At 65.7% G+C, this 13,185-nt stretch carries 15 protein-coding genes; 12 read left to right on the plus strand and 3 right to left on the minus strand.

The genetic code is table 11. The features are described from left to right. Positions 1-46: 46 nt before the first annotated feature. The 9 genes from WC729_RS22530 (at position 47) to WC729_RS22570 (ending at position 6,502) form a co-directional block, all read left to right on the plus strand. Positions 47-1,120: an alpha/beta fold hydrolase gene (locus WC729_RS22530; protein ID WP_372856692.1), complete on the plus strand. Its 1,074-nt coding sequence runs from the start codon at positions 47-49 to the stop codon at positions 1,118-1,120. A 113-nt stretch (positions 1,121-1,233) separates the two neighbouring features. Next, positions 1,234-1,602, plus strand: coding sequence for a YciI family protein (locus WC729_RS22535; protein ID WP_372856693.1), 369 nt, complete (start codon positions 1,234-1,236; stop codon positions 1,600-1,602). A 60-nt stretch (positions 1,603-1,662) separates the two neighbouring features. Further along, positions 1,663-2,313 (plus strand): glutathione S-transferase family protein, encoded by a 651-nt coding sequence (locus WC729_RS22540; RefSeq protein ID WP_372856694.1) that lies wholly within the window; start codon positions 1,663-1,665, stop codon positions 2,311-2,313. A 63-nt stretch (positions 2,314-2,376) separates the two neighbouring features. Then, complete coding sequence (locus tag WC729_RS22545; RefSeq protein WP_372856695.1) at positions 2,377-3,639, plus strand: RNA polymerase sigma factor; 1,263 nt, start codon at positions 2,377-2,379, stop codon at positions 3,637-3,639. Positions 3,640-3,767: 128 nt separating this feature from the next. Beyond that, entirely contained in the window at positions 3,768-4,664 is an 897-nt protein-coding gene (locus WC729_RS22550) for a hypothetical protein (RefSeq protein WP_372856696.1), read from the plus strand. Further along, the gene (locus tag WC729_RS22555) at positions 4,661-5,068 is read left to right on the plus strand and encodes a GFA family protein (RefSeq protein WP_372856697.1); all 408 of its coding nucleotides are present in this window, start codon (positions 4,661-4,663) and stop codon (positions 5,066-5,068) included. The genes WC729_RS22550 and WC729_RS22555 overlap by 4 nt, the downstream gene beginning before the upstream one ends. A gap of 558 nt (positions 5,069-5,626) precedes the next feature. Beyond that, a complete protein-coding gene (locus WC729_RS22560) occupies positions 5,627-5,812 on the plus strand; it encodes a hypothetical protein (protein WP_372856698.1) in 186 nt (61 codons plus the stop codon). A 131-nt stretch (positions 5,813-5,943) separates the two neighbouring features. Next, positions 5,944-6,138, plus strand: a complete 195-nt coding sequence (locus WC729_RS22565) for a hypothetical protein (RefSeq protein WP_372856699.1) — start codon at positions 5,944-5,946, stop codon at positions 6,136-6,138. Between the two features lie 157 nt (positions 6,139-6,295). Next, a complete protein-coding gene (locus WC729_RS22570) occupies positions 6,296-6,502 on the plus strand; it encodes a hypothetical protein (RefSeq protein WP_372856700.1) in 207 nt (68 codons plus the stop codon). Positions 6,503-6,746: 244 nt separating this feature from the next. Here the strand turns inward: WC729_RS22570 and WC729_RS22575 are convergent, their stop codons facing one another. Beyond that, positions 6,747-7,064, minus strand: a complete 318-nt coding sequence (locus WC729_RS22575; RefSeq protein WP_372856701.1) for an Lrp/AsnC ligand binding domain-containing protein — start codon at positions 7,062-7,064, stop codon at positions 6,747-6,749. Positions 7,065-7,099: 35 nt separating this feature from the next. Here WC729_RS22575 and WC729_RS22580 point away from each other — a divergent pair, with 35 nt between their 5' ends. Beyond that, positions 7,100-7,561 carry a hypothetical protein gene (locus WC729_RS22580; protein ID WP_372856702.1) on the plus strand — a complete coding sequence of 154 codons (462 nt, stop codon included), beginning with the start codon at positions 7,100-7,102 and terminating at the stop codon, positions 7,559-7,561. A 54-nt stretch (positions 7,562-7,615) separates the two neighbouring features. Here WC729_RS22580 and WC729_RS22585 read toward each other — a convergent pair whose 3' ends face one another. Then, the gene (locus tag WC729_RS22585; protein WP_372856703.1) at positions 7,616-8,095 is read right to left on the minus strand and encodes an Lrp/AsnC ligand binding domain-containing protein; all 480 of its coding nucleotides are present in this window, start codon (positions 8,093-8,095) and stop codon (positions 7,616-7,618) included. Positions 8,096-8,204: 109 nt separating this feature from the next. Here WC729_RS22585 and putA point away from each other — a divergent pair, with 109 nt between their 5' ends. Both putA and WC729_RS22595 read left to right on the plus strand, forming a co-directional pair. Continuing rightward, complete coding sequence (putA, locus tag WC729_RS22590) at positions 8,205-11,306, plus strand: bifunctional proline dehydrogenase/L-glutamate gamma-semialdehyde dehydrogenase PutA (protein ID WP_372856704.1); 3,102 nt, start codon at positions 8,205-8,207, stop codon at positions 11,304-11,306. A gap of 85 nt (positions 11,307-11,391) precedes the next feature. Further along, positions 11,392-11,664, plus strand: coding sequence for a DUF1488 family protein (locus WC729_RS22595; RefSeq protein ID WP_372856705.1), 273 nt, complete (start codon positions 11,392-11,394; stop codon positions 11,662-11,664). Positions 11,665-12,089: 425 nt separating this feature from the next. Here WC729_RS22595 and WC729_RS22600 read toward each other — a convergent pair whose 3' ends face one another. Further along, positions 12,090-12,563, minus strand: a complete 474-nt coding sequence (locus WC729_RS22600) for a low molecular weight protein-tyrosine-phosphatase (RefSeq protein WP_372856706.1) — start codon at positions 12,561-12,563, stop codon at positions 12,090-12,092. Positions 12,564-13,185 lie beyond the last annotated feature (622 nt).

Below are 13,185 nucleotides of genomic sequence, written 5' to 3' on the forward strand. Positions count from 1 at the left end.
GCCTGGCGGTATCATCGGCCAGCCCCGCATGCGCAAAGGCCCGCCCATGAAGACGATATTCCCAAGCATCGCCGCACTCGCGCTTGCGGGCATGACGATCGGCGCCGCGGCCCAGCAGGGGCCGCCCGCTCCGATGATCGCCGAGGCCGATTATGTGGTGCCCGAGTTCCGCTTCCACACCGGCGAGACCCTGGCGGGGATGAAGATCCACTATGCGACGCTCGGCACGCCGAAGCGGGATGCGCAGGGTCACATCAGCAACGCCATCCTGCTGCTCCACGGCACCGGCGGCACCGGGCGCGGCATGGCCTCGGGCGATTTCGCGAGCGCGGTGTTCGGGCCGGGCCAGGTGTTCGACACCACCCGCTATTTCATCGTCCTGCCCGACGCGATCGGCCATGGCCGGACCGCGAAGCCGAGCGACGGGCTGAAGGTCAGGTTTCCGAAATACGATTATCGCGACATGGTCGACGCGCAGCATGCGCTGGCGGAGCATCTCGGCATCCAGAGGTTCGAACTGGTCGGCGGCCAGTCGATGGGCTGCATGCATAGCTGGACCTGGGCCACTGCCTATCCCGAGGCGATGAAGCGCGTCCTCGCACTTGCCTGCACCCCCACCGAGATCGCCGGCCGCAACCGGCTGACGCGGAAAATGGCGATCGAGAGCATCAGGAACGATCCGGCCTATCAGGGCGGCAACTACGCCACGCCGCCACTCCAGGGCCTGCGCGCGGCGACCTTCATCCTCAGTTTCTCGAATACCACCGCGGCAGTCCAGCAGCGGCAATTCCCGACCCGCGCCGCGGCTGACGCCGAGGTCGACCGCATGCTCAAGGCTGTGCCGGACCGCGATGCGAACGACATGATCTACCAGTTCGACGCCTCGCGCGATTACAATCCGGAGCCGGATCTCGCGAAGATCAGGGCGAAGATCCTGTGGATCAACAGTGCCGACGATCTGGTGAACGCGGCGGACGCGGGCGAGGTCGCGCGCATGGCGGCAAAGCTCGCACCCGGGCAGTTCATGATGATCCCCACCGGCCCCGAGACCGTCGGCCACGGGACGACGATGAAGCCGAAACTATGGGGCGATCGCGTCGCCGACTTGATGCGTGAATAGCCCCGCGCCTTTCGCGCACGAAAAAATTTGCAGGACCTTGTCGATTTCCGGAAACCCCGTTCGTCGTTCCGATGTCAGGCCGATGAGCCCGGCTCGAACCATGGAGACAGCCAATGCATGTGATGGTGTTCGTGAAGGCGACCGAAGACAGCGAAAAGGGTTTCGAACCCACGCCCTGGACGACCGAGATGATGGAGGCGATGGGCAAGTTCAACGACGAACTGCGCGATGCCGGCGTCCTGCTTGCTGCCGACGGCCTCAAGCCTACCTCCGAGGCCAAGCGCATCGCGTTCGATGGCCCCGGCCGCACGGTGATCGACGGGCCTTTCGCCGAGACCCGGGAGCTGGTCGCCGGCTTCTGGCTCTGGAACGTCAAGGATATGGACGAGGCGGTCGCCTGGGTGAAACGCTGCCCCAACCCGATGCCGGGCCCAAGTGAAATCGAGATTCGGCCGCTGTACGAAGCATCTGATTTTCAATGAAATTACGGCGCGATCGACATGGATGTGTTCCGGTCGTCGCGCACCCATCCGGAGCCTGCCATGACCATCACCATCACTGCCTTCGAGAGTTCCCCCGATCGCGGAAAGGGGCTGGCGCGCGACATGCGTGTCCGCTGGGCACTCGAAGAAGTGGGCCAGCCCTATGACGTCCGCCTCGTGTCGTTCGCCGAGATGAAGCAACCCGCGCACTGTGCGCTCCATCCGTTCGGGCAGATCCCGACCTATGAGGAAGGCGGGCTCGCCCTGTTCGAAACGGGCGCGATCATCTTCCACATCGCGGATCGCCATGCCGGCCTGCTGCCCGACGAGCCGAATGCCCGCGCCCGTGCGATCACCTGGATGTTCGCGGCGGTCAACACGGTGGAACCGCCGATCCTCGACCTCGTCACGGTGAAGCTCCTCGAGGGCGACAAGCCCTGGGCCGAGCAGCGCCTGTCGCTCGTTCAGGATCGCATCCGCGCCCGGCTGGCCGATCTTTCCGCGTATCTCGGCGATGCCGAGTGGCTCGACGGCGCGTTCAGCGCCGGCGACCTGATGATGGTGACGGTGCTGCTCCGGCTGAGCGCATCCGGGCTGTTGGTGGAATATCCGAACCTCGCTGCCTATGTCGCCCGCGGCGAAGCGCGGCCGGCCTATCAGCGCGCGTTCGCCGATCAACTGGCGGTGTTCACTGCGGCCTCGACCGGCTGATCCAGGTCCGCTCATCGCTGGCGCCCCGCTTGCCTCCGCCGTGCCTCTGCCCGACAAGGCGGCATGGCAGCAGGCGAGACGCATCAGGCGATCGAGGCGATTTTCCGCATTGAACGGGCCAGGCTCATCGCGGGCCTGGCCCGCTTCATGGGCAATGTCGACCGTGCCGAGGAAATGGCACAGGATGCCCTGGTCACTGCCCTGTCGGAATGGCCCAGGACCGGCGTTCCGGCCAATCCCGGCGCCTGGCTGATGACGACCGCCAAGAACCGCGCCATCGATGCGATCCGCCGCGACCGGATGCGCGAGCGCAAGCATGAGGAGATCGCCCGGGACCTGGACGAGGCGGTCGACGACACGGACCCGGGCGAAGCGACAGACGGCGATCCCGGCGACGAGTTGCTGGGCCTCATCTTCACTGCCTGCCACCCGATCCTCTCGGCCGACGCGCGCGCGGCGCTAACCTTGCGGGTCGTCGGCGGCCTGACGACGGACGAGATCGCCCGCGCTTTCCTGTCGAGCGAAGCGACCATCTCCCAGCGCATCGTCCGCGCGAAGAAGACGATCGCGAAGGCCGGCCTCGGCTTCGAGGTGCCGCGCGGCGCCGAGCGTGCGGCGCGGCTCTCCTCGGTGCTGGAGGTCATCTACCTTATCTTCAATGAGGGCTATGCCGCCACCGCGGGCGACGACCTTGTCCGGCCGGGCCTGTGCCTGGAGGCGCAAAGGCTGGGCCGCATGCTGGCCGCGCTGATGCCCGAGGCTGGCCGCGAGAACGCAGAGGTGTTCGGCCTGCTGGCCCTGATGGAGATCCAGGCATCGCGCCTGGGCGCGCGCATCGGGCCGGACGGCGCCCTGCTGACCCTGACCGACCAGAATCGCGCCCGCTGGGACCAGCTGCTGATCCGCCGGGGCCTCGACGCCCTGGCCCGAGCCGAAGCCCTTGGAGGCGATGGCCCTTATGTGCTGCAAGCCGCGCTTGCCGCCTGCCATGCGCGGGCGACCAGGGCCGCCGACACCGACTGGCCCCGGATCGCAGCGCTCTACGACCGGCTGCGATCGGCGATGCCTTCGCCGGTGGTCGATCTCAATCGCGCGATCGCACACAGCATGGCCTTCGGGCCCGAAACGGGCCTGAAGCTGCTCGACGAGATCGGCGACGAGGCGGCCCTGCGCAGCTATGCGCCGCTGCCGGCGGCGCGGGGCGACTTCCTGTTCCGGGCCGGCCGATTGAGCGAAGCGCGCGCCGCCTTCGAGGCAGCGGCCGCGCTCACCCGCAACGCGCGGGAAAAGACTTTCCTCCTCGCCCGCGCGAACGCTTGTGACTGAGGGCATCGGCCTCCAGTGCCGGACATAACCGCTGCACTTTCCACTAACAGCCGATCGGCGTACCCAATGGCGTATCGATCGACGGCCCGGGCCGATGATGGAGAGCGATTGCCATGCCACGCGTGACGGTGCGCCAGCTTCTTCGGTCGGCCGGACGCTGCACGATCGGGTTGGGAACGGCCTGCGTTGTCTTCGGCCTTGGTGCGCCGGCCTTTGCTGATCCGGTGCGCGGGCTGCCCGAAGGCTGGCTCATGTCCGATGACGCGACCTATGCGCCCGCCGACAAGCGCTGGGCCTATCGCGCACCCGCGACGCGGCGCGGCACCTATGCTCATGGCGCCAGCGGCGAGCTTGAAACGGCGCCCGGTATCGATGCCCAGGCGGCGGCGATGGCATGCTATCGCCGCACCGGCAGCTTCCCCGACACGGACGTGCAAGGAGAGGAATACTGGTATTTCGAGGCCGGCGGGGAAGCCCTGCTCCTGCTGAAATCGAACCTGCTCAAGGGGTACGATGCCGATTGCCGGGCAATGATCGGGGCGACTTTCACCGTCGAGCGCGCGGTGATTGGCCGCGATGGATTCACCCGCTTTGTCGAGACCGCCACGGGCTGGCACGGCGAGACGCGTCAGTTCACGGAGTATCGCAGCGCCCGGATCGACGACATCTTCGTGGGCAATGCGCGGCCGGCGCTTGCGCGGTTCGTGGTGCGCAAACGCCGCCTTTCCGACAGCGACCGCGGCGGCCGGATCGGCAAGGTCGAAACGCATTGCATCGCCTATTCGAGCCCGCCCGATGCGGGCGGCGGCCAGTGCTGGGCTGCGGGATCGGGCCCGGGCAAGGGCATCGTGACCTCGGACTATGAGATCCTCATGGGTTCACCCTATATCTATCAGTCCGTGTCCGATCTCGAGGACGGCGTCGCGCTCGACGGACGCTTGTTCGAATGGGATCGACCGATCCGCAACAGCGGCGCGGGCGCGCAAGGTACGGAACCCGCCACGCCGATGAAGGGCCAGCAATGACGATCCCCGCCAGCACGGACCAGTTCACCGGCGGTTGCCTGTGCGGTGATGTCCGCATCGTGGCATCGGGGCGCCCATATCGGGTCGGCATCTGCCATTGTCTCGATTGCCGCAAATATCATGGCGCGCTGTTCCACGCCTCCGCGATCTTCCCGCAGGATGCGGTGACGATCACCGGCGAGACGCGCGATTATGCCGGGCGGTTCTTCTGCCCCCGCTGCGGCTCGTCCGTGTTCGGCCGCAGCGACGACGAGATCGAAGTGAATCTGGGATCGCTGGACGCGCCCGACCAGCTGAAGCCGACTTACGAACTCTGGACCATCCGCCGCGAAACCTGGTTGCCGCCTTTTCCGCTTGCGAGGCGATATGAGCATGATCGAGGCGCGGGCCGTTTTGAGGAATAGGGCCGTTATCAGTCGAAGTGGATCGCTGGCCAACGACTCAATTGCAGACGTCAGTTATCGGATGCATGCTCCTCGGATGAGACGCTAACGCATTAGTGGAGCTATGCTGTGCGCACGGGGCGAAGTCGGCTTGGCGGGGGCAGATCGCGACGTCGGCCGCAATGCCGAATTGCGATGCTGGGTGCGCTCGGATTTTTGGCGGGATGCCAGCTGGATAATTCAGCTACCACGTCTACCAATACGGGTGTCAACGCCAGGGCTGCTTCTGCAGCGGCCTCCAACGGCAGCGATCCGCAGGTATATTGCAGCCATTGCGACGACCCGCCCCCGCCGACGCGGGAGGAATCCGTGCTGCCCGAATACAGGAAGTGTGGCGTTTCCGAACGTGATTCGTACGAAGCAGGGTCGCTGGGATTCATGGCAGCTCTTCCTGCCGACCGGGGCGCGGCGTTGCGCGTCGCGACTTGCCTTTTAAAGATGCCTGGTTCCGGCGCTACGCACTTGATAAGTGGTCACGCATACCGTCTTAGCTTACGGGATCCTCGCGGAGCAATATTGTTGCTGATGGCAGCAATCGATCAGGGCATGGCCGAGGCGCCGGGACCGAGCGCCAAATGCCCGCTTGCGTCCATCCCAGCGATCGATGCGGTTCGTATGCTCGACGCGCTGCGCGAGGACGGATTGGCACTTTTACCCGCCGAACGCAGCAAGCTGGCCAATGCCAAGGCCTTGGCCTGCCTGTAGCCGGGCTTATCGGTGGTTTACGCCTTCCGCTTTCTACCACCTCCGATCGTTCCCACCGCCTTCCACGCCCTTGCCAGCCGCCCTTCATGCGGGCAGCATCCGGCCATTCCGGGCGCTGTGGGGAGCGGGCAATGTCGAACGAAGTCGGTCCTGTCCTGAACCGGAACGCGGTGGTGGAACTGCGGGTGCAGATCTCGCCCGCCGGCCTGTTGTCGATCGCCGCCATCGTCCTCGCGGGGGCGGTGGTCACCGGGGTCGCGATCCGGGAAGCGCGGCGGCCAGTGCTGCCGCCCATGAAGCGGGGCATCGATCCCGACGACAATTGAGGGCGCGGGCGTCAACCGAACCGCGGATTCCAAGTTGGTATCGGGCTCGCGGTTTTCGGAGATAAACCCAAGCGTTTACTGCGTCTCGGAGAGCATCGTACGGGGGGAATGAATGCTTGGAATTGCCGCACTCGTCTTCATTTTTGCCTATGGCAGGATGTCCAAATCCTTCTCCTTGCGCTCAGTCGCGATCCTCGCGGTGATCGCCCTTTCGCTTACCTATGTTTCGGCGCTGCTGCTCCATGCCCCGCCCGACATGAGATTGCTGGTCGCCGCGGGCGCGCAATTCGTCTTTCAGCTGATCCTGTTCGCGCTCGGGGTGCTTCTCGGTAAATGGCTGGATCGCGACAAGGACGCTGCCTGACCAGGGCGGATCGACATTCGATGCGCGGCCTTCCTCTCCAGTGGGAGAGGATACGGAGACTTGAGAGCGTAGCGATCTAGTCGGAGTTGGTGAGGGGCTCCGGGAGCTATCGAGAGCTCCCGGAGCCCCTCACCAAGTTATGCTAGGCAGCAAGCTGCCAAGCTACACTATCCTCTCCCACTGGAGAGGAACAATTGTATCGCCGCTCGGTGAGACAGTCGCGGGCCATAGCTGACAGCCGGCCTCAAATCGGCAGCCGCGTCGTCGCCTTCACCTCCTCCAGCACCGCATAGGTCCGCGTCTCGCGCACGCCGGGGATGCTGGTCAGGATCTCGCCCAGGAACCGGCGATACGCCGCCATGTCCGCCACCCGCACCTTGAGCAGATAGTCGAACCCGCCCGCCACCATATGGCATTCGAGCACTTCGGGAATGTCGCCGACCTGCGCCGCGAAGGCCGTGAACACATCGTCGGTGGTCCGGTCGAGCACCACCTCGACGAAGATCAGCAATGCCTGCCCGAGCTTCGCCGTGCATTTGAACGCTCCGCCCATTGCGGACATTGCGGCATCTTCCAATCACTGGCACGCGTGGTGCCATGCTTCAGCTTCCAACCAAGCACGCGTTGTGGGTCGTCGAATATGGCGAGACCGACGAAAATGAGCTGACGATCAGCCTCATCGAGGCCAAAATCTCGTCCGAGGTCGTGCACACGGAATTTGGATCAGCACATCCGATCTACCCGGACGAGAGCAGTTCGGTGTTCACCGTGACATGGAGCGATTACGTTGCATTCGCAGTGAGAAACGAGAGCTTTGCTCTCCCCGAAGAGGGAGCGGCACTGGGATATGGCCTCGGGAAGAAGGCTCACTCGCATTTTCGTACTTATGTTGCTGCTTCAACATTCGCGGATGATGAATATCCCGGCCCACTGACCCATTGGTTCTTGAATGCTGAGAGGCATTGCTTCGATGTCATTTCTGCCAACGCTCCGGGGATTAGCGAGTTGGCCCCGGAAGAAGCTGCGAGCGTGCGGGCGCGGTATCGGCAAGGCCGCTAGCTAGCACCGAAAGGCATTCGTGATCTGATGCTGTCCAAACCGAATAACCCGCCCTCAGATCGGCAGCCGCGTGGTCGCCTTCACCTCTTCCAGCACCGCATAGGTCCGCGTCTCGCGCACGCCGGGGATGCTGGTCAGGATCTCGCCCAGGAACCGGCGATACGCCGCCATGTCCGCCACCCGCACCTTGAGCAGATAGTCGAACCCGCCCGCCACCATATGGCATTCGAGCACTTCGGGAATGTCGCCGACCTGCGCCGCGAACGCCGTGAACACATCGTCGGTGGTCCGGTCGAGCACCACCTCGACGAAGATCAGCAGCGCCTGGCCCAGCTTCGCCGGGTCGAGCAGGGCCGTGTATCCCGCGATCACACCGCTCGCCCGCAGCCGCTTCACCCGGTCGAAACAGGCCGCGGGGGACAGGCCCGCGCGGCTCGCCAGCTCCTGGTTGGTGATGCGCCCGTCCTCCTGCAAAATCCGCAGGATTCGCAGGTCGACCGCGTCGGCCGAAGATTCCATGGCTCGGGCGCTCATTTGTAAAATTCCTTCGGTATCGGTGCCAATATAACGAAGCACGTTCAGCCTGGAAAGCAGTATGACGAAGATGTTCAGCCATCTCCGCCACGCACCAAGGAACCCTTCGATGCCACGCTCGCCCTGGGACATGATCGACGACGCCAAATATCGCGACGAGGCGGAGACCATCGCTGAGTTGCTGGCACGCCAGCCGCTGTCCGTCCCCGAGCGCAAAGCCGTGGTGGCCGAGGCCGTCGCGCTGGTGGAATCGGCGCGCTCCGCGGCGAAGAAGCAGGGTGTAGTCGAGGATTTCCTCCAGCAATTCTCGCTCGGCACGCGGGAGGGCCTCGCGCTGATGTGCCTCGCCGAGGCGCTGCTGCGCGTGCCCGATGCCGAAACCCGTGACCGGCTGATCGCCGAGAAGATCGGCTCGGCCGACTGGGCCAGCCATGTCGGCAAGTCCGACAGCCTGTTCGTCAACGCCTCGACCTGGGGCCTGCTCCTCACCGGCAAGCTGGTCGAGGCGGACGAGACCGCGAAGAAGGATATCGGCGGCTACATCAAGCGCATCGCCGCGCGCATCGGCGAGCCGGTGATCCGCCAGGCCGTCGCGGCCGCGGTGCGTATCATGGGCGAGCAGTTCGTGCTCGGCCGCACGATCGAGGCGGCGCTCGCACGGGCGAAGAAGGAAGACACGCTCTGCTCGTTCGACATGCTGGGCGAGGGCGCCCGGACCGAAGTCGACGCCGCGCGCTTCGAGCGCATCTATGCCGAGGCGATCGAGACGGTGGGCAAGGCCGCGGCGGGCGCCGGGCCGGAGCTTGGCCACGGCGTGTCGGTGAAGCTCTCGGCGCTCCACCCGCGCTATGAGGCAGTGCAGGAAGCGCGTGTCTGGGACGAGCTGTATCCGCGCGTGAAGCGCCTCGCGCTGATCGCCGCGCGCCACGACCTGAATTTCGCGATCGATGCCGAGGAAGCCGATCGTCTCGTGATCTCGCTCAAGCTGGTCGACCGGCTGGTGCGCGAGCCCGAGCTTGGGGCATGGCAGGGGCTCGGCGTTGTCGTCCAGGCCTATCAGAAGCGCGCGCCGCTGGTGATCGCCGCGCTGGCCGATCTGGCGAGGGAGACCGGCCGCCGGATCATGATCCGCCTGGTCAAGGGCGCCTATTGGGACAGCGAGATCAAGCGCGCCCAGGTCGCCGGCCGGCCCGACTATCCCGTCTACACCACCAAGGCCGCGACCGATCTCAGCTATCTGGTCTGCGCCAAGGCGCTGATCGATGCCTCGCCCGCGCTCTATCCGCAATTCGCGTCGCACAACGCGCATACCCTCGCGGCGGTGCGTCACATGGCCGATGCGGCGGGCGTCCGCATCGAGCATCAGCGGCTGCACGGCATGGGCGAAGCGCTTTATGCCGGCGCTGACCAGCGCTATGGCGGCATCATCCTGCGCGCTTACGCGCCCGTCGGCGGGCATGAGGAGCTGCTGCCCTATCTCGTCCGCCGCCTGCTGGAGAATGGCGCGAACACCAGCTTCGTCCATGCCCTGCTCGACGAGGAAATCCCGGCTGCCGAGGTCGTCCGCGATCCGATCGCGATCGTCGAGGCGCACCCTCGCGCGCATGCCAAGATTCCGGTGCCGCAGCATCTCTACGGCGCTGCCCGGCGCAATTCGCAGGGCCGCGACTTCTCGCTGCTGGCCGCGCGCGACACGGCGGGCAAGGCGCTCGCGGTGGTCCGTGCCGAGAAGCTCAAGGCCGGCCCGATCGTCGGCGGCAAGCTCGTCACCCGCCCGACCGAGCCAGTGACCAACCCCGCCGATCGCAGCATGACGATCGGCCAGGTCGGCAGCGCGGTGCCCGCCGATATCGATGCCGCGATCAAGCTCGCGCGGAAAGCGCAGCCGCGCTGGAACGCGCTGACCGGCATTGGCCGCGCGGTCGTGCTGCGCGCCATGGCCGATGCGCTCGAGGCGGAGGAGGATCGGCTGATCGCTTTGCTCTCGCTCGAAGCGGGCAAGACGCTCAACGACGGCGTTGCCGAAGTGCGCGAGGCCGTCGATTTCTGCCGCTATTACGCGATGCTCGCGGAACGCCAGTTCGGCGCCCCGGTGATCCTCGACGGCCCGGTCGGCGAGGTGAACAGCCTCGAATTGCACGGCCGCGGCGTGTTCGCCTGCATCTCGCCGTGGAATTTCCCGCTGGCGATCTTCACTGGCCAGATCGCCGCCGCGCTCGCCGCGGGCAATGCCGTGCTGGCCAAACCCGCCGAACAGACCCCGCTGATCGCGGCCGAGGCCGTGCGCCTCTACCACAGGGCCGGGCTCGATCCGGCGTTGCTCGCGCTCGTGCCGGGTGACGGCGCGGTGGTCGGCGCGGCGCTCGTCGCGCATCCGGGCATTGACGGCGTCGCCTTCACCGGCGGCACCGACACCGCCGGATCGATCAACCGCACCCTCGCCGCACGCCCAGGCCCGATCGTGCCGTTCATCGCCGAGACCGGCGGGCTCAATGGCATGTTCGTCGATTCGACCGCGTTGCGCGAGCAGGTCGTGGACGACGTCATCCTCTCCGCCTTCGGCTCGGCCGGGCAGCGCTGCTCGGCGCTGCGCCTGCTGTACCTGCCCAAAGACACCGCCGAGGAAACCATCGCGACCCTGGTCGGCGCGCTCGAGGCACAGGTCCTCGCCAACCCGAGCGACCCGTCGACCGATATCGGCCCGGTGATCGACGAGGAAGCGCGCGAGGCGCTCAACAGGCATGTCGTGCGGCTGGAAAAGGAGGCGCGTATCGTCGCCCGCCTCGACCCCGGCGCGCTGGGCACGCGCGGCAGCTTCTTCGGCCCGGTGATCGCCGAAGTGCCGACCCCCGACTTTCTCGAACGCGAGGTGTTCGGCCCGATCCTGCATATCTATCGCTACGACCCGAACGATCTCGAAGCGGTCGCCGGCAAGCTGGCGGCGAGGGGCTATGGCCTGACGCTCGGCGTGCACAGCCGGATCGACCGCTTTGCCGAGGAAGTCCGCGAGGCGGTTCCCGCCGGCAACGTCTATGTGAACCGCTCGATCATCGGCGCGGTGGTCGGCGTCCAGCCGTTCGGCGGCGAGGGCCTGTCGGGCACCGGTCCCAAGGCCGGCGGCCCGCACGCGCTGCTGCGTTATGCGCTGGAACGGGCGGTCTCGGTCAACATCACCGCCCAGGGCGGCGACCCGGCGCTGCTCAATCTCTGACAGGGAGCTTGACCGAACTCGGCGCGTTACGGATAGGCGGGTGCGGAGCGCCCGTGGCGCGTAACGGCAAAGAGGGAAAATCGACGTGGCGGCTGACAAGATGGACATCGACCTGTCGACGCTTCTCGACAATGAGCACGAGCAGCAGGTCGAGTTCACCGGCGAAGTGGACGGCGACGAATATGAATTCGCGGTGCAATATGCGGTGCTCGAGGCGCTGAGCGGCGACGCGCCGGAAGACGACGCGATCGACATGTTCAACCGCTTCAGCGACACGATCGCCGAAGCCGGCCTGGTCGCGCTCGCACGCAACAGCGATCAGGCGCTGATCGTGATCAGCGAGAACGACCTGGAATAGTCTCGGGGCTGTCCGGCACTGCGAAGAGTCGATTCACGCGAAGACGCGAAGAGAGACGTGCAAGGATGGTTTGGCACGTCAGGGCCAATCCGATCGTCACCCCGGACTTGTTCCGGGGTCCACTGCGCCGCACATCAAGGCGCCGATGGGTGCGCGTGCCGTGGATGCCGGAACAAGTCCGGCATGACGGTTAAACCTGATCGCCAATAACCTTAGCCTTGCAAAATGCATGCTTCCCCGGCGAAGGCCGGGGCCCAGTTGGGAGCGGCCAGTTGGCTGGCGTCGCGTGCTGTTATTCGAGCCTTCCCAACTGGGCCCCGGCCTTCGCCGGGGAAGAAGAAATTATATGCTTCGGGGATATCTTCGCGTCTTCGCGCCTTCGCGTGAATCCGCTCTTCCGTGCCCGGACGCCAAAGCCCGAATGTTCACCCCAGCCGCTCCACCAGCGCCCGCGCCGCAGCGGTAACGTCGTCCCACGTCGTCTCGAACCCCTCGTCCGTCCCGTAATAGGGATCCTTCACCGCCTGACCCTCCCGCCCGGGCACGACATTCAGCAAAAGATCCAGCTCAGCAGTCCCGTCTGGAGGAGCGATCGCCAGCAAATCCCGCAAATTCTGCGGGTCGAGCGCGAAGATATGGCTGAACCGGCGAAAATCCTCCGCCTCCACCTGCCGCCCGCGATAGCCGGAAATGTCGATGCCGTGGCGTTTCGCCGTCGCCAGCGCGCGCCGGTCGGGCGCATGGCCGATATGCCAGTCGCCGGTGCCTGCGGAATCCACCTCCACCTCGAGCCCGGCCCGCTCCGCCTCGGCGCGAAACGACGCTTCGGCCAGCGGCGACCGGCAGATATTGCCAAGGCAGACAAACAGGACTGCGGGCGGCGAGGGATGATCGTTCATGCGTCCGGAATATCGGGTAGAGATTGTTTTGTCATCGCCCGCTGGCCTCATTATTCCATTAAGTAATTCATATACAAAGATATACTATAAAAATCACGTGCGTCGAAAATGTCAGCAACCCTCATGACATTCCCAACCACCCCTCCCATTTCCCACCCCCTCGATTCAACGCGCCGCGCCTGTGGTGCAGCATGCCGCCATGGCCCGTCCTTCACTCTACCGCCCGGAATTCGCCCGCTACGCTCGCATGGCATGCCGTGTCGGTGCCTCGAACGAAGATCTCGCCCGGCTCTGCTCGGTCGGGCTCGCGACTCTGTATCGCTGGCTGGATCGGCGCGCCGACTTCGCGACCGCTGTTGCCATTGGCCGAGCGCAAGCCGCCGCGCCGAAACGCAGATCGCTCTACCGGCGCGCCATCGGCGGCGATTATCTGGCGGAGCGCGTCTATCATGTCCGCGGATTCGGCACCCCGGTCGTCGCGCGCTACCGGCGGCGCATTCTCGCCGAGCCAAAGGCGGCGTTCCGGTGGCTCAGCGTGCGCCGCCCGGACGAATGGCGCATCGGTACCAAAGTAGAAGCGGAGAACAGGCGACAGTCGGCGATAGACGCGTTATGTCACGCC

It is taken from the genome of Sphingomonas sp., from assembly GCF_041661825.1.
In the GTDB taxonomy this organism is placed as follows: Bacteria; Pseudomonadota; Alphaproteobacteria; order Sphingomonadales; family Sphingomonadaceae; genus Sphingomonas.

Bases quoted from the DNA above. Each gene is read 5' to 3' on its own strand.
- WC729_RS22555 (WP_372856697.1), top strand. From the start codon at position 4,661: ATGACGATCCCCGCCAGCACGGACCAGTTCACCGGCGGTTGCCTGTGC.
- WC729_RS22600 (WP_372856706.1), bottom strand. From the start codon at position 12,563: ATGAACGATCATCCCTCGCCGCCCGCAGTCCTGTTTGTCTGCCTTGGC.
- WC729_RS22530 (WP_372856692.1), top strand. From the start codon at position 47: ATGAAGACGATATTCCCAAGCATCGCCGCACTCGCGCTTGCGGGCATG.
- WC729_RS22545 (WP_372856695.1), top strand. From the start codon at position 2,377: ATGGCAGCAGGCGAGACGCATCAGGCGATCGAGGCGATTTTCCGCATT.
- WC729_RS22535 (WP_372856693.1), top strand. From the start codon at position 1,234: ATGCATGTGATGGTGTTCGTGAAGGCGACCGAAGACAGCGAAAAGGGT.
- WC729_RS22570 (WP_372856700.1), top strand. From the start codon at position 6,296: ATGTCCAAATCCTTCTCCTTGCGCTCAGTCGCGATCCTCGCGGTGATC.
- WC729_RS22580 (WP_372856702.1), top strand. From the start codon at position 7,100: ATGCTTCAGCTTCCAACCAAGCACGCGTTGTGGGTCGTCGAATATGGC.
- WC729_RS22585 (WP_372856703.1), bottom strand. From the start codon at position 8,095: ATGAGCGCCCGAGCCATGGAATCTTCGGCCGACGCGGTCGACCTGCGA.
- WC729_RS22575 (WP_372856701.1), bottom strand. From the start codon at position 7,064: ATGTCCGCAATGGGCGGAGCGTTCAAATGCACGGCGAAGCTCGGGCAG.
- WC729_RS22565 (WP_372856699.1), top strand. From the start codon at position 5,944: ATGTCGAACGAAGTCGGTCCTGTCCTGAACCGGAACGCGGTGGTGGAA.
- WC729_RS22540 (WP_372856694.1), top strand. From the start codon at position 1,663: ATGACCATCACCATCACTGCCTTCGAGAGTTCCCCCGATCGCGGAAAG.
- putA (WP_372856704.1), top strand. From the start codon at position 8,205: ATGCCACGCTCGCCCTGGGACATGATCGACGACGCCAAATATCGCGAC.